Consider the following 25,315-nt stretch of genomic DNA (forward strand, 5'->3'; position numbering starts at 1 on the left):
GACGGCCAAGCGGCCCGCGCGGGACGATCAGGACAGGCGGTCGCGGAATTCCGTCCAGTCGAACGCTTTGACCATCCGCAGCTCGTCCGTGGCGCTGTTCCACAGGGCGATAGACGGCAGGGGGACGCCGTTGAAGGTGTTGGTCTTCACCATCGAATAGTGGGCCTGATCGAGGAAGGCCAGGCGCGTGCCGGGCACAGGGCGCTCGGCGAAGACGTAGTCGCCGATGATGTCCCCGGCCAGGCAGGACGGGCCGCCGAGGCGCACCCTGACGCCGTCCTCGGGCTCATGCAGCATGGCCGGGCGATAGGGAGCCTCGATCACGTCCGGCATATGACAGGTGGCCGAAATGTCGGTGATGGCGATGGGCATGCCGTTGTCGAAGACGTCGAGGATCTCGCCTATCAGGATGCCGGCGTCGAGCGCCACGGCCTCGCCCGGCTCCAGATAGACCTGCACCCCGTGGCGTTCGGCGATCTGGTTCAGGAAGGCGACCAGGGCGTCGGTCTGGTAGTCGGCGCGGGTCACGTGGTGGCCGCCGCCGAGGTTCAGCCACTTCACCCCGCCCAGCAGCGGGGCCAGCTTCGGCTCCACCGCCGCCCAGATGCGGGCCAGGGGCTCGAAATCCTGTTCGCACAGGGCGTGGATATGCAGGCCGTCGACGCCCTGCATATGCTCGGGCTTCAGCTGCGACACCGGGAAACCCAGACGCGAGCAGGGCTGGGCCGGGTCGTACTTGGCGACCTCGCCCTCGGAATGTTCGGGGTTCAGCCTCAGGCCGATCTCGAAGACCTCGCCCTCGGCCCGCGCCTTGGCGATCAGGTCGGAAAAGCGCGTGACCTGATCCGGCGAGTTGAAGATGACGTGGTCGGACAGGCGCAGGATCTCAGGCAGATCCTCGGCCTTGTAGGCGGGCGAATAGGTGGTCAGTTCGCCCTTGTAGAACTGACGCGCCAGCCGCGCCTCCCACAGACCGGAGGCGCAGACGCCGTCGAGGTATTCCCCGACGACGTCCGCCAGCGACCACATGGAAAAGGCCTTGAGCGCCAGCAGGACCCGGGCATGGCCCCGGTCGCGCACGTCCTTCAGCACGGCCAGATTGCGCCGCACCGCGACCTCGTCCACCACGAAGGCGGGCGAGGCGACGCGGTTCAGATCAAAGTGAGCAAAGGCTCCGGGATCGCCGGCCTTGGTTTCCATGTCGTCTTTTTACTCAGGTCTCTAGAAGGCGAGCATTTTAGAACGCGAGAGGGGCGTCCAGCTCTTCCACGGTCCACGGCAGGCCATGCTTGTTCAGCATGTCCATGAAGGGATCGGGGTCCAGCTGCTCCATGTTGAAGACGCCTTCGCCCTTCCACGTGCCGGTCAGCATCATGGCCGCGCCGATCATGGCCGGAACGCCCGTGGTGTAGCTGACAGCCTGGTTGCCGGTTTCGGCATAGGCGGCTTCGTGGTCGCAGATGTTCTTGACGTAGAAGGTCTTCTGAACGCCGTCCTTCTCGCCCGTGGCGATGGTGCCGATGTTCGTCTTGCCCTTGGTGATCGGCCCCAGCGACGAGGGTTCCGGCAGCAGGGCCTTCAGGAACTCGATCGGGATGATCTCGCGGCCCTGGAACATCATCGGCTCGATCGAGGTCATGCCGATGTTTTCCAGCACCTCCAGGTGCTTCAGGTAGCTGTCGCCGAAGGTCATCCAGAAGCGGATACGTTTGATTTCCGGGTAGAACTTGGCCAGCGACTCCAGTTCCTCATGGTACATGAGGTACATGTTCTTCTGACCCACGCCCTCGAAATCGAAGGCCTGCTTGTGGCTCAGGGCCGGGCCCTCGACCCACTGGCCGTTTTCCCAGTGACGCGAATTGGCGGTCACTTCGCGCAGGTTGATTTCCGGGTTGAAGTTGGTGGCGAAGGGCAGACCCGTGTCGCCGCCGTTGCAGTCCAGGATGTCGAGCGTGTCGATCCGGTCCAGCAGGTGCTTCTTGGTGTAGGTGGCGAAGACCGAGGTCACGCCGGGGTCGAAGCCCGAGCCGAGCAGCGCCATCAGGCCTGCTTCCTTGAACTTGTCCTGATAGGCCCACTGCCACTTGTATTCGAACTTGGCTTCGTCGCGCGGCTCATAGTTGGCCGTGTCGAGATAGTTGACGCCGGCGGCCAGACAGGCCTCCATGATGGCCAGGTCCTGATAGGGCAGGGCCAGGTTGACCACGAGCGCCGGCTTGACCGACTGGATCAGGGCCGTGGTCGCGGCGACGTCGTCGGCGTCGATCTGGGCCGTGTCGATGGTCACGCCAAAGCGCGACTTCACGGATTCGGCGATGGCGTCGCACTTGGACTTCGTGCGGCTCGCCAGGGTGATATGCGAGAAAATGTCCGCATTCATCGCCATCTTGTGGACGGCGACAGAGCTGACGCCGCCTGCACCGATAACCAGCACCCTGCTCATGTGTGGCTTCTCCTAGAAGTCTGAAAGGCTTTGGCGACACCGCCGCCGCTATAAAGGGCGGGGCTCTTAACACGATGATGACAGGATCGCTAACGGTCGCGTGTCCCAGGGGTTGCGGCGGCGCCCCGCCCGGGCGCCCTCGCCTTGAATCCTAGCCCTTGAACCCGTCCTTGGCGGCGCGTCGGGCGGCGAAGTCGGCGGCGTCGGCCGCGCGCAGGAAGGGGTTGAAACGGCGCTCGGCCGCGACCGTGGTCGGCACGGTCGGCTGGCCGCGTTCGCGGGCGGCGAAGACGGCCTCGGCGTGGGCCTTCATCTCCGGTCGGTCGTCCAGGCTGAGGGCGAAGCGGGCGTTGGACGCCGTGTATTCGTGGGCGCAGTAGAGGGTGGTGGTTTCCGGCCAGGCGGCGATGCGGTTCAGGCTGTCCCACATCTGTTCCGGCGAGCCTTCGAACAGACGGCCGCAGCCCAGGGCGAAGATGACGTCGCCGACGAAGGCCAGGTCGTCCTTGATCGACCGATAGACCACGTGACCCAGGGTGTGCCCCGGCGCGGCCGTAACCTCGAACACTGTCTCGCCCAGACGCACCAGGTCGCCGTCGACCACGACGCGGTCCAGAGGCGCGGCGCGGCGGACCTCTTCCGGGCCGACGATCTCGCAGCCGGTCTCGGCCTTCAGCCGTTCGTTGCCGCCGGTGTGGTCGGGGTGCCAGTGGGTGTTGAGGATCAGGTCCAGCCGCCCCCAGCCGGAGACCTCGATCTCGGCCAGGACGGCCTCGGCGTCCGGCGTGTCCACGGTCGCGACCATCCCGGTCGCCTCGTCGCGGATCAGGAAGCCGTAGTTGTCGGACAGGCAGGCGAACTGGCGCACGGTCAGGGTCATGGGCGCATCCTAGCAGCGAGGGCCGTCCAGGGACTATAGTAGCAATAAGCAGCTCTGCTGCCCAAAGCCCGACCGGGCGTCGGCGATCGTTCGCCGCCCCCACGGAGCGATGAGCGCAGCGAATAGAGCGTGAATGAGAAAAATGCGCCGCAGCATCGACGATCTTCGCACCTTCTACGGCGAGCCGACCGGGGCGCTGGCGCGGCGCATGCTGGCGCGGCGGCTGGAGGACGCCTGGGGCGAGGCCGAGGGCTGCGACGTCCTGGGCCTGGGTTACGCCACGCCCTGGCTGGACGGTTTCGTCGGGGCGCGGCGCGTCATCGCCGCCATGCCGGGCGGACAGGGCGCCGAGCAATGGGCGACGGCGGGGCGCAACCGCACCCTGCTGGTGGACGAAAGACGCCTGCCCTTCGCGGCGGGCAGCTTCGACCGCATCCTTCTGGTTCACGCCCTGGAAGAGGCCGACGATCCCCTAGCCCTGCTGACCGAGGCTGTGCGGGCCCTGGCCCCCGCCGGTCGCATCATCCTGGCCACGGCGGCGCGCGGCGGGATGTGGGCGCGGGCCGAGACCACCCCCTTCGGCCATGGCCGCCCCTTTACGCGCGGCCAGCTGGAGCGGCTGGTGCGCGAGGTCGGGCTGGAGCCCTCGGCCTGGTCGCAGACCCTCTATGTCCCGCCGTGGCGGCCCCTGCTGCCGATGGCCGATGGGATCGAGCAGGTAGGGCGCTGGGTGTTTCCGGGAGCGGCGGGCCTGATCATGCTGGAGGCTGCGCGGCAGTCCTACGTCCGCATCCGGCCGCAGGGTCTGGCGCAAACGGTGCTGGCGGGACGCCCCGCCCTGACCCCCTCCCCCGCCTCGCGCGACCATGGGCCGCCCGCCCATGCTCTGGTCGGCGAAGGCAAACGGCCTTAAGGCGAGCCTCATGCAGCGACTGATCATCATGCGTCACGCCCAGGCCGAGAAGAGCGCCCCCGGCGGCGACATCGACCGCCCCCTGTCCAAGCATGGACGCGCCGACGCCCTGGCCATGGGGAAGGCCCTGGCCGAGCGCGGCCTGCGTCCCGACACGGCCCTGGTGTCCAGCGCCCGGCGCACGCGGCAGACCTGGGATGAGGTCAGTGAAGCCATGGGCGACGTCGAGGTGCATCTGTCGCCCGCCCTCTACAACGCCTCATCGGATACGCTGCGTCGCGCGGTCGAGGCCGCCGAGGATCAGGCGGGCTGCCTGCTGCTGGTGGCGCACAATCCGGGCGTGCATCAGCTGGCGGTCGAATACCTGATCGAGAGCGCCGCCTCGCCCGGCGTCATGGACAAGATGAGCGGCGGCTTCCCGACCGGGGCGGCGGCCATCTTCACCGTCGATGTCGCGGGACGGCCCACCTATGAAGGCTGGCTGACGCCGCACGATCTGGAAAAATGACCGACGCCCTGCCGACCACGGCCTTCAAGATCCTGAGCCGGGCCGACTGGCGCGCGACCCTGGCCGAGGGCGCCTATGACGGCTCGCCGGTCGATCACGCCGACGGCTATATCCACCTGTCCGCCGCCGACCAGTTGGCCGTGACCGCCGCCAAGCACTATGCGGGCCAGAGCGACCTGATGCTGGTCGAGGTCGATCTCGACGCCCTCGGCGAGACCCTGATCTGGGAGCCGTCGCGCGGCGGCGCCCTGTTCCCCCATATCTACGGCCCCCTGCCGGTCGCAGCGACGCGGGGCGCGCGCGCCCTGTCGGTGACGGACGCGGGCGAGATGATCCTGAGCGAGCTTCCATGAGCCTGACCGACCTCGGCGCTGTCATCCTGCGCCAGATGGACCCTGAGACGGCGCACCGCCTGGCCATCCGCGCCCTTCAGGTTGCGCCCCTGCCCGCGCCCGGCGCCGATGATCCGATCCTGAAGACCCGCATCGCCGGTTTGGAGATGGCCAACCCGGTCGGTCTGGCGGCGGGGCTCGACAAGAACGGCGAGGCCCTGGACGGCCTGTCGCGGCTCGGCTTCGGCGCCGTGGAATGCGGCTCGGTCACGCCGCGCGCGCAACCGGGAAACCCCAAGCCGCGCCTGTTCCGCCTGTCCGAAGACCGGGCCATCATCAATCGCATGGGCTTCAACAACGAGGGGCTGGAGCCCTTCGCCGCGCGTCTGGCCCATCGTCCGAAGCGCACGGCCATCGGCGCCAATCTGGGGGCCAACAAGGACACCGAGGACAAGGCGGCCGACTATGTCGCGGGTCTGCGTCGTCTGGCGGGTCTGGCCGACTATTTCACCATCAACATCTCCTCGCCCAATACGCCGGGCCTGCGCGCCCTTCAGGGCCGCGAGGCGCTGGACGACCTGTTGGGCCGCATCCATGAGGCCCGCCCGACCGATGGCGCGCCGGTCTTCCTGAAGATCGCGCCCGACCTGATCGGCGAAGAGATCGGCATGATCGTCGAGGCCTCGCTGGCCCACCGGATCGACGCCCTGATCGTGTCCAACACGACGCTGGAACGCCCCTCCACGCTGAAGTCCAGCCATGCGAACGAAGCCGGGGGTCTGTCGGGCGCGCCGCTGAAACCCTTCGCGCAAAAAGCTCTGGAAGCCGCCGCCGAGGCCGCCGCCGGGCGTCTGCCCCTGATCGCGGTGGGCGGCATCGAGAGCGGCGCGGACGCCTATGCCCGCATCCGCGCGGGCGCCAGTGCGGTGCAGATCTATTCCGCCCTCATCTATGACGGCCCCGGCCTGGTCGGCGCCATCAAGCGCGACCTGGCCGCCCGCCTGCGCGCCGAGGGCTTTGCCCATATTTCCGAAGCCGTCGGCCGTTGACGGAGCATTAGGGCAAGCCGCTGCATCATCGGTCCGATAGGCGAATTCGCCTGCTCGGAAAGTCGCATGACGCAGATCGCCGCCGACGCCCAAGCCATCTGGGCGCCCGCTATCCGACAACGCCGCAAGGCCATGTTGCAGCGCCTCGTCATGGGCGCCGCCACCGCCCTGGTGTTCAGCCCCATGCTGGGCTGGCGCTTCAGCGCGACCTGGATGGCGATGTACGTCCTGATCCAGTTTCTAGAGGCCGAGGTCTTCGCCCCCGTCGTCGCGGGCCGCGTCCAGGCGCCGACCGGATGGCGCGGGGTCTATGGCGATCTGGTGCTGATCCTGAACGCGGGCTTCTTTGGCGTCATCGCCATTCCGCTCTGGATCGTCGGCGGTCCGATGGGCGGCATCGCCAGCGCCGTGCTCTTGTCTGCGGGGATGATCAACTCGGTGATCATGTCGGCGGGCTCCATGCGGATCTTCGCCTGCACCGTCCTGCCCCAGTTGGCGATCTTCGCCCTGACGCCGCTGTTCATGGCCCAGATGGGCGCCCCGCCCCATGTCGTCACCGCCGTGGCGGTCGGCATCCTGTCCTACACCGTCTTCTGCCTGAACACGCGGCGGACCCTGTTCCGCGCCAATCGCGCCGAGACCACGGCTCGCCTTGAGGCCGATCGCAAGCACAAGGAAATCGAGACGGCCATGGCAAGCCGCAGCGCCTTCCTGGCCGCCGTCGCTCATGACCTGCGCACCCCGATCAGCGCCATCCTGACCGGCGCCGAGGAACTGGATCGCGGCGTCAAGTCCGGCGCGGCGCGTCCGCAGGTGGCCCTGATCACCGACGCCGGTCTGATGATGAAGGAACTGCTCGACGACCTGCTGGATCACGCCCGGCTGGACGCCGGACGGATGAGCATCGAGAGCCGCGACTTCGACCTGCGCAACCTGCTGTCCCAGACCGCCCGCCTGTGGGCTGGCCCGGCCCGCGCCAAGGGGCTGCGCCTGCGGCTGGAGGGCGCCCGCACCCTGCCCCAGATGGTGCGCGGCGACGCCATGCGCCTGCGTCAGGTGCTGAACAACCTGATCTCCAACGCCATGAAGTTCACCGACGACGGGGCCATCACCCTGCGCCTGAACGCCTGGCCGGACGAGGACGGCGCCCATGTCCTGCTGATCGACATCGAGGACACCGGAGCCGGGATGACGCCCGAGCAGCTCGTTCGCCTGTTCACGCCCTTCGACCAGACGACCGAGGGGGTCGCCGCCCGCTTCGGCGGATCAGGCCTGGGCCTGGCCATCAGTCGCGACCTGATCGAGTTGATGGGCGGTCGCCTGACGGTGCGCAGCACGCCGGGCCAGGGATCGGTCTTCACCCTGTCGGTCATCCTGCCGCGCGGCGCCGAGGGCGAGGCCTCGCCTCCCGGCCTGGAGCCCGGGGCCCGCGCCACGATCACCCGCGCCCTGGCCCGGCCCGTCATCACCGCGCCAAGACCTGAGCCAAAAGTCGCGCTAGAGCCTGCGCTGGAGCCCGCACCAGCGCCCGAGACGGCGGCGACGATGGAAGTCGAGCTGTCAGAGAACGAACCCACCGAGTCGCCGCTGCGCGTTCTGGTCGTCGACGACCACGCCATCAACCGCCGCGCCATCCAGTTGATCCTGCAATCCCTCGACTGCGAAATCGCCATGGCCGAGGACGGTCTGGCGGCGCTGGAGGCCTGTGAGCGGGCCCAGTTCGACGTCGTCTTCATGGACGTGCGGATGCCGGAGCTGGATGGGCGCGAGACCACGCGCCGCCTGCGCGCCGGGGGCGGGCTGAACGCCGCCGTTCCGGTCATCGCCGTCACCGCCGACACCGCGCCCGAGGACATCGCCGCCTGCACCGCCGCCGGGATGAACTATTTCGTGTCCAAGCCGCTGACGCCCGGATCGCTGCTCGGCGCCCTGTCCCAGGTGCTGGAGGAAGCGGCGGCGGCGGCCGAGGCGGCGCAGAGCGCAGCGGCCTGACCCCGAACCTGCGCGACCAGTTCCTCGGCGAAGCCCGACTGACGCAACTGGCACTCCCATACCGTCAGCACCCGCCAGCCCCCGACGGTCAGCTCCGCCGCGACCCGCGAATCGCGAGCGCGGTTGCGGTCGATCTTGGCGATCCAGTAGTCGGCGTTGGCCTGAGGCTTGCGCGCCCCGCGCGGGCAGTCGTGGCCGTGCCAGAAACAGCCGTGGACGAAGAGAGCGACCTTGCGTCCCTTCATCACCACGTCGGGCCGTCCGGGCAGGCCGCAGCCGCCCAGACGGTAGCCGATCCCGGCGGCGGGCAGCATCCGCCGGACCTTCCATTCGGGCGCGGTGTCGCGCCCCTTCACCCGGCGCATGACCGCGCTGCGTTTTTCCGGGGTGAAGACGTCTGTCATGGTTCAGCCCATGACAGACAGAATCAGAGCTGGGCCAACAGGTGCTCGGCCGAGGACACCTTGAACTCGCCGCCCTGCTCGATGTTCAGCTGATCGACCACGCCGTCCTTGACCAGCATCGAGTAGCGCTGCGAACGCTCGCCCATGCCGAAGCCCTTGGCGTCCAACGCCAGGCCGACCGCGCGGGTGAAGTCGCCGTTGCCGTCGGCCAGCATGACCACGTCGTCCGTGCCGTTCAGGTCATTGGCCTGGGCCCAGGCGCCCATGACGAAGGCGTCGTTGACCGACAGGCAGGCGACGGTGTCCACGCCCTTGGCGGCCAGGTCGGCGCGGTTGTCGACATAGCCCGGCAGGTGGCGCGCCGAGCAGGTCGGGGTGAAGGCGCCGGGGACGGCGAACAGGGCCACGGTCTTGCCCGCGAACAGCTCGCTGGTTGTGACCGGCTTGGGGCCGTCGGCAGTCATGGTGGTCAGGGTCGCGTCGGGAATACGGTCGCCGATCTGGATGGTCATGCAGGGTCTCCGGGCTGAAGGGCCCGGGGAATCCGGGCGGCGTTCGAATTGTCAGATAGAGACGGGAAGAAGGATCGCCAAGCGCCCTTCGTTCCCTCGCGCCTTGCGTCGCGGCGCTCGCCGCCCGATGATAGGAAAATGACCGCCTTCTCCTCCCTGACCGGGCGTCTTCTGGTGGCCATGCCGGGCATAGACGACGACCGTTTCCGCCACGCCGTCATCCTGATCTGCGCCCACGACGACGAGCACGCCATGGGCCTGCGGCTGGACCAGCCGGCGCCCGGCGTCACCCTGTCCGAGGTGCTGAAGAAGCTGGATACGCCCGTCTCGGAGGCCATGGCGGATCGGGCGGTTCTGATCGGCGGGCCGGTCGAGCGCGAGCGCGGTTTTGTCCTGCATACCGACGACTGGACCAATGGCGAGGTCACGCTGAGCTTCGGCGACGGCCTGGCCCTGACCGGCACCCGCGACGCCCTGACCGCCATGAGCGACGCCGAGGACGGTCCCGCCCAGTCGATCCTGCTGCTGGGCTACGCCGGCTGGGGCGAGGGGCAGCTGGAGGAAGAACTCGGCGAAAACGTCTGGCTGACCGCCGACGCCGATCCCGCGCTGATCTTCGACGCCGACTACACGACCAAGTGGGCGCGCGCCCTGGCCGGCCTGGGCGTCGACGCCGCCCGCCTGTCGGCGCAAAGCGGACGGGCGTAACCCCCCCCTCTCCTGGTGGGAGAGGGCTTGAGCGCACGAGAGCGTCAGCGAGCGTTCTTGCGCGAAAGGGTGAGGGTCGTCGGCAACCGTCGGCGCAAGCCGCCGCACCACGGCTCTCGCCTACTTGAAGGGTAGCCCCTCACCCTTTCGCCTAACCAATCGCTTCGCTCTTGGAGGCTCAAGCCCTCTCCCGCCGGGAGAGGGAAGGCGGACACCTACGCCGACCGCGCCTTGATCGGCGCCGATCCGTCGGCCAGAGACTCGTTCAGATAGACCTCGGCCTCCTGGGCCGGCAGGGCGGGCGCATAGCCGAAGCCCTGGCCGTAGTGGCAGCTCGCCTCCAGCAACAGCCCCGCCAGTTCGGCGTTCTCGACCCCCTCGGCCACGACTTCCAGCGACAGGTCACGGCCCAGGTTGACGACCGACTTGACGATCTTGGCCGAGCCCTCGTCCTTGTTCATCGTCAGAACGAAGTAGCGGTCGATCTTCAGCGTGTCGAAAGGCAGGCGCGCCAGATAGGACAGGGACGAGAAGCCGGTGCCGAAGTCGTCCAGCGCCAGGCTGGCCCCCGCTTCGCGCAGCTTCGTCAGCACCTCGGCGGCGTGCGCGGTGTCGCGCATGATATCGCCCTCGGTGACTTCCAGCTTCAGCGCGCCGCGCGGCAGGCCGGTCTCCTGGATGATGCGGGCCACGTCCTCGACCAGATGATCGCGCTCGATCTCGCCGACCGACAGGTTGACGCTGCAGAACAGCTTGCCCGCGCCGGGGTGGCGATGCAGCCACTCGGCCAGCTGACGCGCCGCCTGGGTCATCATCAGCAGACCCAGTTCGTTCATCAGGCCCATTTCGTCGGCCAGGGTCAAAAAGTCGTCGGGCGGCACCAGGCCGCGCTGAGGGTGACGCCAGCGCACCAGGGCCTCGAACCCGGCCACCGCCCCGGTCTTCAGGTTGACGATGGGCTGGTAGAAGGGCTCGATCTCGCCGCGCACGAAGGCGTTGCGCAGGTCCGATTCCAGCGCCAGCCGCGACAGGCTGTCGGTTTCCAGCGCCCGGCCATAGGCCGCCGCCCCGCCGCGCCCCGCCGTCTTGGCCTGTTCCACCGCCAGTTCGACCCGGCGCAACAGCTCGGCGGGGTCGGGCGCGTCCGGTCCGCCCTCGGCGGCGACAGCGCCGATGGAGACGGTCGGATAGATGTCGAAGCCCGCCACGCGCAGCGGCTGTTCCAGCGCCTCGCGCACGCGTTCGCTGGCGCTGGTGGCGCTGCGCCGGGTCAGGACGGCGAACTCGTCCTCGCCGATTCGGGCGGGCGAGCAGTCCTTGGAAAAGGCCCCGGCCAGCCGCGATCCGAGGGCCGACAGCACCAGATCGGCCCGCTCATGGCCCAGGGCCTCGTTCAGGCGGCGCAGACGATCGACGTCGGCCACCACCAGTTCATAATCCCCCGGCTGGGCTAGGGTCTCGGCCACGCGGACCAGGAAGGTACGGCGATCCAGCAGGCCGGTCAGGGTGTCGCGATCAGCCCCGGCGAACTTGGTCTCCAGCGCCACGACGCCCGCCGCGCGCAGGCCGTCCTCCAGCCAGACGCCGCGCCACAGGCAGGTCTCGCAGCCGCGCATCCGCAGGCGCACAGCGATCTCGGTCCCCTCTGCCTGGGGCTTGAGCAGGCGGTCGGCCAGGGCGCGGTCCTGAGGCATGGCCAGGGCGGCGAAGGCGGCGCCCGAACACTCCGGCGCCAGCGGCCCGAGGCCCAGCGCGCGGGTTGCCCCGGTAAAGCGGATCTGGTCGTCGGCGGGGGTCCAGATCCACAGGGCGGCGTCGGCGGCGGCCAGCGCCTCGATCGCCGTCGTCGGGTCCCAGGCCAGCGCTCTGGATCGTGTGTTCAAAGCGTTTCCTGGGTGTAAGAACTGGACGCTGCCGGGTCCGGGACGAACTCGTCCCTGATGACGCCGAACAGCAGATGATCTGCCCATACGCCGTTAATTTTCAAATAAGCTTTGGCCAGTCCCTCATGGCGAAAGCCCGCCTTTTCCAGAACCCGGCGCGAGGCGTGGTTGGTCGGCACGCAGGCCGCCTCGATGCGGTGCAGCTTCAGCGCCCCAAAGGCGAAGTCCAGCATGGTGCGCGCCGACGCCGTGCCCACGCCCTGCCCGGCATAAGGCTGGCCGATCCAGTAGCCCAGGGTTCCGGTCTCGGCCACGCCGCGCCGGATGTTGGACAGGGTGATGGCCCCCATCAGCCGCTCTTCGTCGGGATCAAAGATGAACAGAGGCCAGGCCGTGCCCAGCTCCATCTCGCGGGCATAGACGCCGAGACGCCGTCGAAAGGCCGCGCGGGTCAGGTCGTCCTCGGCCCAGGCCGGCTCCCACGGCTGCAGATAGTCGCGCGACCCGCCGCGCAACTCGGCCCATTCGGCGTGATCGGACGGGCGCGGCGGACGCAGCAAGACCCCCTGTCCGCGCAGGACGGGTCCGGTCGCCTCGGCCATCCAGTCGAACAGGGCCATGCCGGCAGATTACCGAGATGCGCCGCCGACGCCAGCCACGACTTAGCGGTTGGCCAGACGCGCGGTGAAGGCCGCGCCTGCGGGCGCCGCCGCCTTGGGGCCCAGGACCGCCGTAGCCGAGCGCCCGGCTTCGACCATGGACCGGCCCACGGCCCGCAGGTCGTCGCTGGTCTGGGCCAGGATGCGGGCGGCGCTGTCTTCCGACGAGACCGGCGCGCCGAAGATCAGGGTCTGGGCGGCGTTGCGGCCCGCGCGGCTGGCGGGGCTTTCGTCGGCCATCCACAGGGTGGCGTTCAGCACGGCCTTGGCGCGCGACAGTTCGGCGTCGGTCGGGCCCTTCTCGGCCAGATCCAGCAGCTCGGCGGCGCTGACCTCGGCCAGTTCCACCGCGCGGTCGGCGGCGGCCCCGGCGTAGACGCCCAGCAGCCCGGCGTCCTCATAGGCTTCCTGATAGGCGTCGATGGCGTAGGCCAGGCCCCGGTCCTCGCGCGCGCTCTGGAAAAGGCGCGAGGCCATGCCGCCGCCGAGGATTTCGGTGAACAGACGCAGGGCCGGGAGGCGCGGGTCCAGCGCCCCCATGGTCGGCAACTGGAAGACCAGGTTGGCCTGTTCGATCTTGCGCGTCAGCTTGGCCTCGCCGCCGACGAAGACGGCGGAAGCGAGCGGGGCCAGCGGCGTCGCCGCCTCCTGCCCGAACCAGCGCTCGGCCAGGGCCAGCAGTTCGTTCTCGTCCACCGCGCCGGACACGGCGACGACCATGCGGTCGGGGGAATAGAGCCGGGCGCGCCAGTCGGCCACGGCGGCGCGGTCAGCGGCCTTCAGGCTGTCGACGGTGCCCAGAATGGGCCGACCCAGGGCCTGACCGGCATAGGCGCGCGTCTGGGCCATTTCGAAAACGTGGTCGTCGGGGGTGTCGAAGGCCTCGGCGATCTCCTGGGCCACGACGTCCTTCTCGCGGACGATCTCGGCAGGATCGAGCGTGGGGCGGAAGACCAGGTCCGAGACGATCTGCATGGCCAGAGGCAGGGAGCCGTGCAGGGCGCGGATCTCGAAGCTGGTGCGCTCATAGCCGGTGGCGGCGTTGATCGAGCCGCCCTCGGCCTCGATGCGTTCGACGATGTCGCGCGCGCCCATGTCGCCGGCGCCCTTGAACACCAGATGCTCCAGCAGGTGCGACCAGCCGGAGCGGGCCTCGTCCTCCATCCGCGCCCCGCCGCGCACGGCGACGGTCAAGGCGAAGGTCCGCAGACCGGGCATGGGGTCGCAGACGACGCGGACGCCGTTGGACAGGGTGTGAAGGCGAGCAGTCAGGATTCTATGTCCTTGCGGGTCATGCGGCGGCGCAGCAGCACCCCGTAGAAGGCGATCAGGGCGACGGCGAGACCGAACCAGGTCAGGGCGTACCCCAGGTGGTTGTTCGTAAAGGCGGCGGGCGGCGCCGAGGGCCTCAGCGCGGCCCAGTCGGGATTGGTCGAGGTCGTGGCGAAGACGGTGAAGGGCGAGGTCGGCCCCTCGACCTTCAAGGCGCGGGCCATGGCCTCAGCGTCGCGGCCGTAGAAGCGGCCCTCGGCGGGCGGCGGGGTCAGGGCGCTGGGGGCCGGGGCGCGGCGCAGGACGCCGGTGATGACCACAGGCATGGTGTCGTCGGCGTTCACCGTGGGTCGGGCCGAGATGTCGGCGGAGACGAAGCCGCGATCGACCAGGACGGGAGCGCCCTCAGTTCCTTCAGGGCGGCAGGCCGAAACCAGACGAACACCCGCGTCGCTGTTCTCGATGGATTGCAGTTCGACATAGGGCGCCGCCGCCAGACCGCGGCAGGTCAGGATCACGCGGCGGAACTCGGGGTTCTCAAGCTTCAGCGCCTCGGCCAGCGACAGGGGCGGCTGGCCCGCAGCGGCCTCGGCGCCGTCGATCAGGCCTTCCTTCCACTGCATCCGCTGCACCTGCCAGACGCCGAGCGCCAGCAGGACGCCCAACAGGGCGACGGCGAGGACGGTCAGGACGATGGGGAAACGGGGGCGGGGGGCAGTCGTCATTTCGGGTCTCGGGTTCGCAGCATCTGCAAGGCGGTCATCAGCCCCTTGCCCGGCCGCATCAGGCCCAGCGCCAGGGCGGCGACCAGCGGCAGCCAGATGATCAGGTGCAGCCAGATGGGGGGATGCCAGGCGATCTCGACCGCCAGGGCCGAGAAGCCGACGATGAAGCCGGCGATCTGCATGATGAAGGTGGCGGCGCCGTCGCCGGTCTCGACCGAGGCGAGGTCGTAGCCGCAGGTTTCACAGACGGGGCGGACCTTAAGGAAGCCCTGGAACAGACGCCCCTGCCCGCAGTTCGGACAACGTCCCCTGAGACCGGCGCGAACGGCCTGCCCGCCAAGCAAATCGGCGCGGGACTGTTCGTCCCGCGCCGTTTGAAGTGCAGAGGCTGACTCGCTCAGCTTCACCCGAAGGTGACGTAGACGAAGGCGAACAGGAACAGCCAGACCACGTCCACGAAGTGCCAGTACCAGGCGGCGGCTTCGAAACCGAAGTGCTTCTGAGGGCTCATCTGACCCATCTGCAGACGCAGCAGGCAGACGGCCAGGAAGATGGTGCCGATCAGGACGTGGAAGCCGTGGAAGCCCGTGGTCAGGAAGAAGACCGAACCATAGAGACCCGACTGGGCGGCCGCTTCGTTGAAGAAGTAGCCCTCGTGCAGGATGTGCTGGTACTCGTAGGCCTGAACGCCGGTGAAGATCACGCCCAGCAGGACGGTGATCAGCAGACCCGTCTTGGCGGCCTTGCGGTCGCCGACTTGCAGCGCATGGTGCGCCCAGGTCACGGTCGTGCCCGACAGCAGCAGGATGACGGTGTTCAGCAGCGGCAGGCCCCAGGGGTCCAGCAGCTCCACGCCCTTGGGCGGCCAGGTCTTCCAGGCGGCGGCCGTATCCATCCAGTTGCCGACTTCCGGCGTCAGGGCGCGCGATTCATTGAAGATCGCCATGTCGAAGAACATCCAGAAGAAGGCGACGAAGAACATCACCTCCGAGGCGATGAACAGGATCATGCCGTAGCGCAGGCCGATCGAGACGACCGGGGTGTGATCGCCCTTCTGGCTTTCCTTGATGACGTCCGACCACCAGCCGTACATGGCGAACAGCACGCCCGCCAGACCGGCGAAGAACAGCCACTTGGTGCCCTCGGGCAGACCGAACAGGCCCTTCATCCACATGACCGCGCCGACGAACATGACCACGGAGGCCATGGACGAGATCAGCGGCCACGGGCTCGGGTCCACCAGGTGGTAGTCGTGATGCGGTTTAGCGTGCGCGTCGGCCATTCCAGGGGTCTCTGAATTAAGGCGAGAGATCGTTATATCAGGGGCTATAGCGTCCGCTATCCGGCTTTGCCAGTAGCGGATTGGCCGGAAGCGGCCTGGGCGAAGCCTTTGGTCGGGAAGAAGGTGTAGCTGAGGGTGATTTCCCGCACGCCCTTGGACTCCGCGTCCGTCGCCATCTCGGGCGCGACGAAGTACTGGACGGGGAATTCCTTGGTCTCGCCCGGACCGATTTCCTGCCCCTCGAAGCAGAAGCACTGCAGCTTCTGGAAGTAGGGCCCCGCGCGTTCCGGCACGACATTATAGGCCGCCGTAGCGTGGATCGGCTGGTCCGAGGTGTTGGTCACTTTGAAATAGGCCATGCCCGTCTCGCCGATTCGCACCCGCTGGCTGACCTGCTCGGCCTTGAAGTCCATCGGCAGGTTGCGGACGTTGGTGTCGAACCGGATCAGGACGCTCTGGTCCAGGATCTCGGTCGGCGCCGCCTCGGCCTTCTTCACCGTGCCGTCAAAGCCCGTGACCTGACAGAAGAGGCGGTAAAGCGGCACGGCGGCGAAGGCCGCGCCGGTCATGCCCATGACCACAGCCGCGCAGATCAGCGCGACGAGGTTCTTGCGGTCCTTCACGGCGTCGGCTCCGAGACCGGCGCCTCCGGGGCCGCCACAGCGGCGGGCAGAGCGGGATCAGCGCGCTCGACCGTGCCCAGCGCCGCCGCCTCGGCCGCCTTGCGGGCCTCGGTGTTGCGCTGAAGGTTCACCACGGTGACGATGAAGACCAAGACGATGAAGCCGACCAGGCCCAGGGCGATCGCCACGTTGCGGCGCTTGCGCGCGCGCACTTGTTCGTCGGTCAGTTTGATGAAGTTAGGACGGGTCACGCGGTCAGGCTCCCAGGCCCGGCAGCTGCTCGACCAGCAAGGCCGAGAACAGCGCCATCAGATACAGGATGGAGAAGGCGAACAGGTTCCGGGCCGGTTTGGCCTCGGCGCGGACGTCGTACAATGCGGCCTCTCGCCCCACCGCCTCGGCCTTGTCCGGCTGGTCGCCCGCACGCGAGCGCCACAGGCGAAACGCCAGGGTCAGGAAAAAGAGCCCCCCGGCGACCGACACCGCCAGATAGACGACGCCGCCGAGACCCAGGAAGGCCGGGGCGATGGCCACGGGCACGAAGATCAGTGTGTAGATCAGGATCTGCAGACGCGTCGACTTGGTCCCGCGCGCCACCGGCATCATCGGGATGCCCGCCTTGGCGTAGTCGCCGGCAGAATAGAGAGCCAGGGCCCAGGAGTGCGGCGGGGTCCACAGGAAGATGATCAGGAACAGCAGCCAGGCCTGCCACGGCGCGTCGCCCGTCACGGCCGCCCAGCCGATGACCGGCGGGAAGGCGCCGGCGGCGCCGCCGATGACGATGTTCTGGGGCGTCCGGCGCTTGAGCAACAGGGTGTAGAAGCCGGCGTAATAGACGATGGTCAGGGCCAGCAGGCCGCCGGCCAGCCAGTTGGTCGTCATGCCCAGCAGCATGACCGAGAAGATCGACAGGACGACGCCGAAGGCCATGGCGTCGTTCTTGCGGATGCGGCCCGCCGCGACGGGGCGTCCGCGCGTCCGGCGCATCAGGGCGTCGGTTTCGCCCTCCAGCGCCATGTTCAGGGCGCCCGCGGCCCCTGCCCCCACGGCGATGCAGAGGACGGCGATGGCGGCCAGCAGCAGGTTGGGATGCCCCGGCGCCACGACCAGTCCGGTCACGGCTGTGAAGACCACCAGCGACATGACGCGCGGCTTCAGCAGCTGGAAGTAGTCTTCCGGCTGGGCGGTGGTGACGAGCGGAGCTTGGCGGTCGGTCATGGTCATAAAAAGCCAAAGGCCGCCCTTCCGGTAGCGAAAGGGCGGCCTCTCTAGGGTTATCCGGGTCGGATCAGTGGTTGTCCGCCTTGACCACCGGCAGTTCGTTGAACTGGTGGTGCGGCGGGGGCGACGACAGGGTCCACTCCAGGGTGGTGGCGCCTTCGCCCCACGGATTGGCCTCGCCCTTGCGGCGACGGATCGCGGCTTCAGCCAGCATCACCAGGAAGACGAGGACGCCGACGATGGTGATCAGATAGCCGAACGACGAAACCTGGTTCCAGTAGGTGTAGGCTTCCGGGTAGTCGATGTAACGACGCGGCATGCCCTGCAGACCCAGGAAGTGCTGCGGGAAGAAGACGAGGTTCACGCCGACGAACATGATCCAGAAGTGGGTCGCGCCGAGGAACTCGTTGTACTTCACGCCGAACATCTTCTCGAACCAGTAGTAGAAACCGGCGAAGATCGAGAAGACGGCGCCCAGCGACAGCACGTAGTGGAAGTGGGCCACGACGTAGTAGGTGTCGTGCAGGCTGTAGTCGATGCCGGCGTTCGACAGGACCACGCCGGTCACGCCGCCGAGGGTGAACAGGAAGATGAAGCCCATCGCCCACAGCATGGGCGTCTTGAAGGTGATGGAACCGCCCCACATGGTGGCGATCCAGCTGAAGATCTTCACGCCCGTCGGCACGGCGATGATCATCGTCGCGGCCACGAAGTAGGCGCGCAGGTTGATGCTCATGCCCACGGTGTACATGTGGTGGGCCCACACGATGAAGCCGATGAAGCCGATGGCGACCATGGCGTAGGCCATGGCGAGGTAGCCGAAGATCGGCTTCTTCGAGAAGGTCGAGACGATGTGCGAGATGATGCCGAAGCCCGGCAGGATCATGATGTAGACTTCGGGGTGGCCGAAGAACCAGAACAGGTGCTGGTACATCACCGGGTCGCCGCCGCCGGCCGGATCGAAGAAGCTGGTGCCGAAGTTGCGGTCCGTCAGCAGCATGGTGATGGCGCCCGCCAGAACCGGCAGCGACAGCAGCAGCAGGAAGGCCGTGATCAGGATGCCCCAGGCGAACAGCGGCATGCGGTGCAGGGTCATGCCCGGCGCGCGCATGTTGAAGATCGTGGTGATGAAGTTGATCGCGCCCAGGATCGACGAGGCGCCGGCGACGTGCAGCGAGAAGATCGCCAGGTCGAACGACGGACCCGCGTGGCCCATGGTGGAGAGCGGCGGATAGGCCGTCCAACCGCCGCCGAAGCCCATGCCCGGTCCGCCGTCGACGAACATCGAGATGACCAGCAGGATGAAGGCGGCGACCAGCAGCCAGAACGAGATGTTGTTCAGGCGCGGGAAGGCCATGTCCGGCGCGCCGATCATGATCGGCGTGAAGTAGTTGGCGAAGCCGCCCATCGTCGCCGGCATGACGACGAAGAAGACCATGATCAGGGCGTGGGCCGTGACCGTGACGTTATAGCCGTGCTTGGAGGCTTCCACGATCCCCAGCTGCTGGATGATCGTGCCTTCCTTGAACAGCTGGATGCCCGGCTCAGCCAGCTCCCAGCGGATCAGGCCCGACAGGGCGCCGCCCACCAGGCCGGTGAAGATGGCGAACATCAGGTACAGCATCCCGATGTCTTTGTGGTTCGTCGACAGGAACCAGCGGGTGAAGAAACCCGGCTTGTGATCGTGATGATCGTCGTGCGTTGCGGCAGCGGTGGCCATGATCGTGGGCTCTCGCGTCTCTGTTACTGGGCGGCCGGCGCGACGGGCGCGGCAGCGGCTGCGGGGGCCGCGGGAGCGGCGGCGGCGGTCGGGGCGGCGGCGTCGGCGGCCGGAGCAGCAGCGGCGACGGGCGCGGCGGCGGCTGCCGCAGCGGCTTCGTCAGCCTTCTTCGTCATGGACCCGCCCTTGGAGGCGACCCAGGCGGCGAATTCAGCCTCGGTGACGACGTTGATCTGCATCGGCATGAAGGCGTGGTCGACGCCGCACAGCTCGGAGCACTGGCCGTAGTAGATGCCGGTCTTCTCGGCGTTGAACCAGGTCTCGTTGACTCGGCCGGGGACGGCGTCGGTCTTCAGACCGAAGGCCGGCAGGCCGACGGAGTGGATGACGTCCGAGGCGGTGACGAGCAGGCGAACGGTCTTGCCGACCGGCACGACCATCGGCTCGTCGGCGGCCAGGCGGTAGAGGTGGGCCGGCGCCTTGTCCTCGGGGGTCATGTTCGAGATGTACTCGGCCACGCCTTGATCGGGGTACTCATAGGCCCAGTTCCACTGGTTGCCCGTGACCTTCACCGTCAGGTCGGGGTCGGGCATGTCGTGGTAGGCGAACAGCAGGCGGAACGAGAACAGCGAGATGCCGACCAGGATCAGCACGGGCACCACGGTCCAGATGACCTCGATGACCGTGTTGTGGCTCCACTTGGCCGGAACGGGGTTCGCGCGCTTGTTGTAGCGGATGGCGATCCAGATCAGCAGGGCCAGCACCAGCAGGGTGATGATCGTGATGACCGGCATCAACACCACGTCGTGGAAGAAGATCGCTTCGTGCTTCAACGGCGCGGCGGCGGGCTGCAGGCCGATGCCGCCCGGGGTCGGTTGTCCCATCAGATCCTGCGCCCACGCCGGCGCGGCGACGAAGGCGGCAAGAGCGGTCGCGGCGACACCGCCTCCGATCCGCGCCATGGCTCGCGTGCCCATCCCCATTCGAGTCCTCATAAACCGTTTCGCAGCCGATACTTGCGAGCAATTCGCAAACACCCCCGGGCCCTGGACGGACCTCGGCGTTTCAGGGCCGGTCCTTATCGGCTCGGGTAGCGCTTGCCAAGCGATCAAGACGCGCAAGTGACGGCATGAGGCAAAAGTTCGGCGGATTAATTCGCTGTCATGTACCGACAGCTACCTTGCACCACACGATACCTTGCGATACCCATTCGTCATCACCGAAGGGAACGCCATGCCCGACTCCATCGACATCCAACTGAAGAAAGGCGTGCTGGGATTGTGCGTGCTGGCCCTGCTGGCCCGCGACGACAGCTACGCCTACGAGATCGCCAGCCGCCTGTCCGACGCCATCGGCATGGGGGAAGGCACCATCTATCCGCTGATGCGCCGCATGCAGACGGACGGCCTGGTCGAGACCTATCTGGTCGAGTCCACCAGCGGCCCGTCACGCAAATACTATCGGCTGACCACCGCCGGGCGCGCCGCCCTGGAAGGCCAGACCGCCGAATGGCGAGCCTTCGCCCAGGCCGTCGACGCCCTGGTGGCCAACACCGCGCCGCACAGCGACGCCATTGCGGCGGGCGCGCCGGTCGAACCCGCCGCCCTTGCCGCTCCGGCCGCCCTGGCCGACCCATCCGCAGACGCTCAACGGGGAGCTGAACAATGAACCGCGCCGAATTCCTGGCCCGCCTGCAACGCGGCCTGGTCGGGCTGCCGACCACGACGGCGAACGACATCGTCGCCGACTATGAAAGCCACTTCGCCGACGGGCTCGCCGCCGGCCGCACCGAGGCTCAGGTCGCCGAGGCCCTGGGCGATCCCGATCGTCTGGCCCGCGAACTGAAGGCCGAGGCCAGCGCCAAGCGCTGGGGACAGGAACAGACCGCCTCCTCGGCCGCCGGGGCCATCTTCGGCATCCTGGGCCTGGGCGCCATCGACATCCTGATCCTGCTGCCCATCGCCCTGCCGGTGTTCGGCACGGTGCTGTCGCTGCTGATCGCCGGGGTTGCGGTCTTCGTGGCCGGCGGCGCCGTCCTGGTGGTCGGCCCCTTCATCGGCGTGCCGGGCGGCGCCCTGGCGGCGGCCCTGCTGGGCGTCGGCCTGATGGGCCTGGGCCTGTTCATGGGCGGCCTGATGGCCCTGCTGACCAAGTGGCTGATCGACGCCACCGTCTGGTACGCCCGCCTGCACTACCGCGTGGTCAAGCCCGCGCTCGAACCCCAATCGCAAGCCTGATCCGGTTCTGAGGGAGGAACTGACATGATCCGCAATCTACTCATCATCTCCGGCGCCGGTCTGATCCTGGCCATCGTCGGCATCGGCGGCGCCTTTGCTGTGGGCGGCCGCGACCTGGCCCGCCAGGACTGGACCTGGGTCGTCACCGACGACGACGCCGGCGACGACAGCTTCAAGGTCGAGCGCGGCGCCGTCTCGCCCGACATCACCCGCACCCTCGCCTGGACCGGCGACCAGCGGCTGGCCATCAACCTGCCCGCCGACATCACCTACGACCAGCAGGCCGACGAGCCCGGCATCACCATCATCGGCCCCAAGACCGTCGTGGACCGCGTCCGCTTCTCCAACGGCCGCCTGACGATGGACGACGCCCCGCGCGGCGACCGCAGCTACATCCGCTGGACCCGCACGGGCATCCACGGCTGGAGCGAGACCGACGTGCTGAAGGTCATCATCAAGGCCCCCTCGGTGAAGGCCTTCGACCTGTCGGGCCCGACCGAGCTGAACATCCGCGGCTATGACCAGCCCGCGCTGGACCTGACCCTGACCGGCAGCTCCGAGGTTCGCGCCCAGGGCAAGACCGAGGCCGTGACCCTGGACATCTCCGGCTCCGGCAACGCCGAACTGGAAGAGCTGTTCGTCACCGACGCCAAACTGCGCGTCAGCGGCAGCGGCGACGCCGAGGTCGGCCCGACCGGCAAGGCCGAGGTCGACGTCTCGGGCAGCGGCTCGGTCCGTCTGACGCGCCGTCCGGCCCAGCTGCGCCAGGACATCAGCGGCTCGGGCGACGTCACCCAGGACTGATCGCCGCCTCTTCCCTCTCCCGACGGGAGAGGGAGTGAGCGCACGAGAGCGGAGCGAGCGTCCTAGCGCGAAAGGGTGAGGGTCGACCACGTCAGTCGGCCTTGGCCGCAGCGCGGCGGCTCACGCCGACATCACCCGAGAACCCTCACCCTTTGGCTGCGCCGCGCCGCCCTTCGGGTCGCCTGTTCCAATCGCTTCGCTCTTGGAGGCTCAAGCCCTCTCCCATCAGGAGAGGGTTTTTTGCTGCCCCCGTGACGCCGGCCCCCGCAGCCCCTATCTAGCCTGCATGAGCACCGCCGCCTCCCCCTCCCCCATCCTCGACGCCGCGGGCGTGGCCCCTGACGAGGCCCTGTCCATTTTGCAGACGGCCCTGGCCGGCGCCGACGACGGCGAACTGTTTCTGGAAAAGACCGAGAGCGAATCCCTCGTCTTTGACGACGGGCGGCTGAAGGGCGCGTCTTACGACGCCGTCGAGGGCTTCGGCCTGCGCGTCGTGGCGGGCGAGACCGCCGGCTACGCCCACGCCAACGAGATTTCCGCCGCCGCCATCCGCCGCGCCGCCGACAGCGCTTCGCTGGCCAAGCGCGGCTATTCCGGCCACGCCGCCGAGGCCCCGCGCGCCACCAATCAAAAGCTCTATGACGAGGTCGATCCCCTCGCCTCGCCCGGCTTCTCGGACAAGATCGAACTGCTGTCGGAAATCGACGCCTGGGCCCGCGCCCGCGACCCGCGCGTGGTTCAGGTCTCGGCCTCCATCGTCGGCGAGCGTCGCACGGTCGAGATCCTGCGCGCCGACGGGCGGCTGCTCAGCGACGTGAGGCCCCTGGTCCGCGTCAACGTCTCGGTCACGGTCGAGCGCGACGGCAAGCGCGAGAGCGCCTCGGCCGGCGCCGGCGGCCGCGCCGGCTTCGAGGCCTGGCTCGCGCCCGACCGCTGGCAGGGCCAGATCGACGAGGCCCTGCGCCAGGCCCTGGTCAACCTCGACGCCATCGACTGCCCGGCGGGCGAGATGGACGTGGTCCTCGGCGCCGGCTGGCCCGGCGTCCTGCTGCACGAGGCCGTCGGCCACGGCTTCGAGGGCGACTTCCACAGGAAGGGCTCCTCGGTCTTCAGCGGCAAGATGGGGCAGCGCGTGGCCGCACCGGGCGTCACGGTCGTGGACGACGGCTCCATCGCCGGACGTCGCGGCTCGCTGTCATTCGACGACGAAGGCACCCCCACCTCGCGCACCGTCCTGATCGAGGACGGCATCATGGTCGGCCTGATGCACGACCGCCTGTCGGCGCGTCAGCTGGGCGCGACGGCCACCGGCAACGGCCGGCGTCAGTCCTTCGCCCACATGCCCATGCCGCGCATGACCAACACCTTCATGGAGGGCGGCAAGGACTCGAAGGCCGACATGATCGCCTCGACCAAGCGCGGCCTCTACGCCGCCAACTTCGGCGGCGGCCAGGTGGACATCACCAACGGCAAGTTCGTCTTCCAGTGCACCGAGGCCTATCTGATCGAGGACGGCAAGATCACCGCCCCGGTGCGCGGCGCCACCCTGATCGGCGACGGGGCCACGGCCCTGACCCATATCCAGATGGTCGGCGACGACTTCGCCTTCGATCCCGGCGTCGGCGTCTGCGGCAAGGCCGGCCAGGGCGTCCCCGTCGGCATCGGCCAGCCCAGCCTCAAGATCGGCGGCCTGACGGTGGGCGGCACGGCGGTCTAGGGGTCAAAAGACAGAACGAGCGCCGGACAGGACAATAAAGCAAGAACCAAGCGCCTTGCCGGTCTTCTCGGCACAAACAAGCCAGCGACAACGTCGTTTTCAGAATTGTTTGTGAACCAATCCTGGCCAGCCCCGTATATTGGCCATGCCTAGCCTGTCGCCCTCAGCCCTTTTCGCCCTTGGCCTTCGCTTTAGCGGTCCGGCGAGGGGGCAATGAGCTACTATCGCCTGCGGGCCTTGCGCGCCAAGGAGTCGGCGTATTCCAGGGATTGCGAGGAGGAGCGGCTGCATCTTCTTCGCCTCGCCTGTCTTTACGAGCAGAACGCCAGACTGGAAGACCGCGCACGCCGTCAACACTTGCGCCGTCCTTCCGCAAGATGATCGCCTGATCAGGACGGCCCGCCCCAGACGACGCTATTATCGCGAAGAGGTCAGGCCTGACGATCCCACAGCGACACGGTCCGCCTTCCACGCCGGTCCCTCGATCTCGTAGCCCTGAGCCGCCAGCCCATCCAGCACGCCGTCCGGCTCGGCCAGGACCCGCAGTTGGGCCACAGCCATGGTCACGCCCGGCTCGCCCAGGGCCGTCTGCACGGCCTCGGCCCACTGACGGCGCAGCAGGGGCGCGATCTCGGGGTCGCCCCAGGGCCAACACAGGCCCAGCGCCTGCTCCAGCGGCTGGGCCATGACCTCGGGCACGCGCCGGGCGCGCCAGTCGCTGATGCGGATGGCGGCGCCCTCCGGCCCGGCCTCGGCCGCGGCCAGGGCGCGCTCGAGGCAGGTCGCATAGGTCGCGGGCGGCGCCGTGATCAGGCTGTCGACGATCTCGTCGCCGCGCACCGTGCCGACCGGGCGCACCGGAATGCGGGCGTCGCGCGCCGCCTTCTTGATGATGTCCGCGGCCGTGCGGGTCCGCCCCCGCTCATAGCCCGCATGGTCGCTCATCAGGTCCATGCTCAGGATCATCAGGCTGTTGGTGCGCCAGCTGTCGTTCTTCTGATCCGCCATCACCGTCTCCAGCCGCGCCTGAACCTCGGGAGCTAGATAGTCGGCGGTCGTCGTCCCGCGCGGCAGGGTGGCCACCGTGCGGATGCGCCAGATCAGGCGCAGCACGTCGGCGACGGAGGCGCGGCCTTCTTGCGGAAACAGGATGCGCTGCGAACGCCGTGTCGCCGCCTCCAGCGCCTCGGGCCGCCACTCGACGTCGCGCGGCACGCCGCTGATGGCGCCGACCAGGATCAGGGTGCTGTCGCCGCGCTTCACTTCCCAGATCGGCGCCTCGGTGCGGCGGGCGCTGACGACGATCTCGTCCACCGTGGTCACGGGCATGGCCGACGCATCCTGAGCCTGCGCGGGCGCGCCCAGTGACAGGCCAAGAACAAGAGCTGAAACAGCAAGGATACGAAGGGTCATGTCTGCTGGCGTAACAGT

The 25,315-nt window shown here is 68.3% G+C and carries 26 protein-coding genes and 1 pseudogene; 10 read left to right on the forward strand and 17 right to left on the reverse strand.

The features are described from left to right. Positions 1-27: 27 nt before the first annotated feature. The 3 genes from DXK21_RS00730 to gloB form a co-directional block, all read right to left on the reverse strand. Positions 28-1,200: a carboxynorspermidine decarboxylase gene (locus tag DXK21_RS00730; RefSeq protein ID WP_114815869.1), complete on the reverse strand. Its 1,173-nt coding sequence runs from the start codon at positions 1,198-1,200 to the stop codon at positions 28-30. 37 nt (positions 1,201-1,237) lie between these two features. Then, a complete protein-coding gene (locus DXK21_RS00735) occupies positions 1,238-2,443 on the reverse strand; it encodes a saccharopine dehydrogenase family protein (protein WP_114815870.1) in 1,206 nt (401 codons plus the stop codon). A gap of 151 nt (positions 2,444-2,594) precedes the next feature. Further along, positions 2,595-3,323 carry a hydroxyacylglutathione hydrolase gene (gene gloB / locus DXK21_RS00740; RefSeq protein WP_114815871.1) on the reverse strand — a complete coding sequence of 243 codons (729 nt, stop codon included), beginning with the start codon at positions 3,321-3,323 and terminating at the stop codon, positions 2,595-2,597. Between the two features lie 142 nt (positions 3,324-3,465). Here gloB and DXK21_RS00745 point away from each other — a divergent pair, with 142 nt between their 5' ends. The 5 genes from DXK21_RS00745 (at position 3,466) to DXK21_RS00765 (ending at position 8,117) form a co-directional block, all read left to right on the forward strand. After that, the gene (locus DXK21_RS00745) at positions 3,466-4,236 is read left to right on the forward strand and encodes a class I SAM-dependent methyltransferase (protein WP_114815872.1); all 771 of its coding nucleotides are present in this window, start codon (positions 3,466-3,468) and stop codon (positions 4,234-4,236) included. A gap of 10 nt (positions 4,237-4,246) precedes the next feature. Continuing rightward, positions 4,247-4,744: a SixA phosphatase family protein gene (locus DXK21_RS00750; protein ID WP_114815873.1), complete on the forward strand. Its 498-nt coding sequence runs from the start codon at positions 4,247-4,249 to the stop codon at positions 4,742-4,744. Beyond that, positions 4,741-5,097: a DUF952 domain-containing protein gene (locus tag DXK21_RS00755; protein WP_114815874.1), complete on the forward strand. Its 357-nt coding sequence runs from the start codon at positions 4,741-4,743 to the stop codon at positions 5,095-5,097. The genes DXK21_RS00750 and DXK21_RS00755 overlap by 4 nt, the downstream gene beginning before the upstream one ends. Further along, complete coding sequence (locus tag DXK21_RS00760; RefSeq protein ID WP_114815875.1) at positions 5,094-6,125, forward strand: quinone-dependent dihydroorotate dehydrogenase; 1,032 nt, start codon at positions 5,094-5,096, stop codon at positions 6,123-6,125. The genes DXK21_RS00755 and DXK21_RS00760 overlap by 4 nt, the downstream gene beginning before the upstream one ends. Before the next feature lie 66 nt (positions 6,126-6,191). Continuing rightward, entirely contained in the window at positions 6,192-8,117 is a 1,926-nt protein-coding gene (locus tag DXK21_RS00765) for an ATP-binding protein (RefSeq protein WP_114815876.1), read from the forward strand. Here DXK21_RS00765 and DXK21_RS00770 read toward each other — a convergent pair. Together DXK21_RS00770 and DXK21_RS00775 are read right to left on the reverse strand one after the other, a co-directional pair. Then, entirely contained in the window at positions 8,009-8,521 is a 513-nt protein-coding gene (locus DXK21_RS00770) for a very short patch repair endonuclease (RefSeq protein WP_114815877.1), read from the reverse strand. The genes DXK21_RS00765 and DXK21_RS00770 overlap by 109 nt on opposite strands. Before the next feature lie 23 nt (positions 8,522-8,544). After that, the gene (locus tag DXK21_RS00775) at positions 8,545-9,033 is read right to left on the reverse strand and encodes a peroxiredoxin (protein ID WP_114815878.1); all 489 of its coding nucleotides are present in this window, start codon (positions 9,031-9,033) and stop codon (positions 8,545-8,547) included. A 138-nt stretch (positions 9,034-9,171) separates the two neighbouring features. Here DXK21_RS00775 and DXK21_RS00780 point away from each other — a divergent pair, with 138 nt between their 5' ends. Further along, on the forward strand, positions 9,172-9,741 hold the full coding sequence (locus DXK21_RS00780; protein WP_114815879.1) for a YqgE/AlgH family protein: 570 nt from the start codon (positions 9,172-9,174) through the stop codon (positions 9,739-9,741). A gap of 215 nt (positions 9,742-9,956) precedes the next feature. Here the strand turns inward: DXK21_RS00780 and DXK21_RS00785 are convergent, their stop codons facing one another. The 11 genes from DXK21_RS00785 to coxB all read right to left on the reverse strand — a co-directional run bounded on the left by DXK21_RS00785 (position 9,957) and on the right by coxB (position 20,109). Continuing rightward, positions 9,957-11,624, reverse strand: coding sequence for a putative bifunctional diguanylate cyclase/phosphodiesterase (locus tag DXK21_RS00785; RefSeq protein WP_114815880.1), 1,668 nt, complete (start codon positions 11,622-11,624; stop codon positions 9,957-9,959). Next, positions 11,621-12,244 carry a GNAT family N-acetyltransferase gene (locus DXK21_RS00790; protein WP_114815881.1) on the reverse strand — a complete coding sequence of 208 codons (624 nt, stop codon included), beginning with the start codon at positions 12,242-12,244 and terminating at the stop codon, positions 11,621-11,623. Before DXK21_RS00790 ends, DXK21_RS00785 begins: the two co-directional genes overlap by 4 nt. Before the next feature lie 42 nt (positions 12,245-12,286). Next, positions 12,287-13,501 (reverse strand): M16 family metallopeptidase, encoded by a 1,215-nt coding sequence (locus DXK21_RS00795; RefSeq protein WP_114815882.1) that lies wholly within the window; start codon positions 13,499-13,501, stop codon positions 12,287-12,289. 50 nt (positions 13,502-13,551) lie between these two features. After that, on the reverse strand, positions 13,552-14,280 hold the full coding sequence (locus DXK21_RS00800; protein ID WP_114815883.1) for an SURF1 family protein: 729 nt from the start codon (positions 14,278-14,280) through the stop codon (positions 13,552-13,554). Beyond that, entirely contained in the window at positions 14,277-14,624 is a 348-nt protein-coding gene (locus tag DXK21_RS00805; protein ID WP_170136941.1) for a DUF983 domain-containing protein, read from the reverse strand. The genes DXK21_RS00800 and DXK21_RS00805 overlap by 4 nt, the downstream gene beginning before the upstream one ends. A gap of 59 nt (positions 14,625-14,683) precedes the next feature. Then, the gene (locus DXK21_RS00810) at positions 14,684-15,562 is read right to left on the reverse strand and encodes a cytochrome c oxidase subunit 3 (RefSeq protein ID WP_114815884.1); all 879 of its coding nucleotides are present in this window, start codon (positions 15,560-15,562) and stop codon (positions 14,684-14,686) included. Between the two features lie 56 nt (positions 15,563-15,618). Further along, a complete protein-coding gene (locus DXK21_RS00815) occupies positions 15,619-16,185 on the reverse strand; it encodes a cytochrome c oxidase assembly protein (protein ID WP_281269009.1) in 567 nt (188 codons plus the stop codon). Beyond that, on the reverse strand, positions 16,182-16,436 hold the full coding sequence (locus DXK21_RS00820; RefSeq protein ID WP_114815885.1) for a hypothetical protein: 255 nt from the start codon (positions 16,434-16,436) through the stop codon (positions 16,182-16,184). The genes DXK21_RS00815 and DXK21_RS00820 overlap by 4 nt, the downstream gene beginning before the upstream one ends. Before the next feature lie 4 nt (positions 16,437-16,440). Continuing rightward, a complete protein-coding gene (locus DXK21_RS00825; RefSeq protein ID WP_114815886.1) occupies positions 16,441-17,409 on the reverse strand; it encodes a heme o synthase in 969 nt (322 codons plus the stop codon). Between the two features lie 64 nt (positions 17,410-17,473). Beyond that, the gene (gene ctaD, locus DXK21_RS00830) at positions 17,474-19,126 is read right to left on the reverse strand and encodes a cytochrome c oxidase subunit I (protein WP_114815887.1); all 1,653 of its coding nucleotides are present in this window, start codon (positions 19,124-19,126) and stop codon (positions 17,474-17,476) included. A gap of 23 nt (positions 19,127-19,149) precedes the next feature. Further along, entirely contained in the window at positions 19,150-20,109 is a 960-nt protein-coding gene (gene coxB / locus DXK21_RS00835) for a cytochrome c oxidase subunit II (RefSeq protein WP_114815888.1), read from the reverse strand. Positions 20,110-20,359: 250 nt separating this feature from the next. On the opposite strand from coxB, the pseudogene DXK21_RS00840 reads away from it, so the two are divergent. The 4 genes and pseudogenes from DXK21_RS00840 to tldD form a co-directional block, all read left to right on the forward strand. Continuing rightward, positions 20,360-20,683 (forward strand): annotated as a pseudogene (locus DXK21_RS00840) (PadR family transcriptional regulator); the annotation flags it as partial. 107 nt (positions 20,684-20,790) lie between these two features. After that, positions 20,791-21,363 (forward strand): DUF1700 domain-containing protein, encoded by a 573-nt coding sequence (locus DXK21_RS00845; protein WP_114815890.1) that lies wholly within the window; start codon positions 20,791-20,793, stop codon positions 21,361-21,363. Between the two features lie 24 nt (positions 21,364-21,387). Beyond that, positions 21,388-22,167, forward strand: a complete 780-nt coding sequence (locus DXK21_RS00850; protein ID WP_114815891.1) for a GIN domain-containing protein — start codon at positions 21,388-21,390, stop codon at positions 22,165-22,167. A gap of 286 nt (positions 22,168-22,453) precedes the next feature. Beyond that, entirely contained in the window at positions 22,454-23,884 is a 1,431-nt protein-coding gene (gene tldD / locus DXK21_RS00855; RefSeq protein WP_114815892.1) for a metalloprotease TldD, read from the forward strand. Positions 23,885-24,301: 417 nt separating this feature from the next. On the opposite strand, the gene DXK21_RS00860 is transcribed toward tldD, so the two are convergent. Continuing rightward, positions 24,302-25,213: a TraB/GumN family protein gene (locus tag DXK21_RS00860; protein WP_245945014.1), complete on the reverse strand. Its 912-nt coding sequence runs from the start codon at positions 25,211-25,213 to the stop codon at positions 24,302-24,304. Between the last annotated feature and the right edge of the window lie 102 nt (positions 25,214-25,315).

The organism is Brevundimonas bullata (assembly GCF_003350205.1).
GTDB classification, from domain to species: Bacteria; Pseudomonadota; Alphaproteobacteria; order Caulobacterales; family Caulobacteraceae; genus Brevundimonas; species Brevundimonas bullata.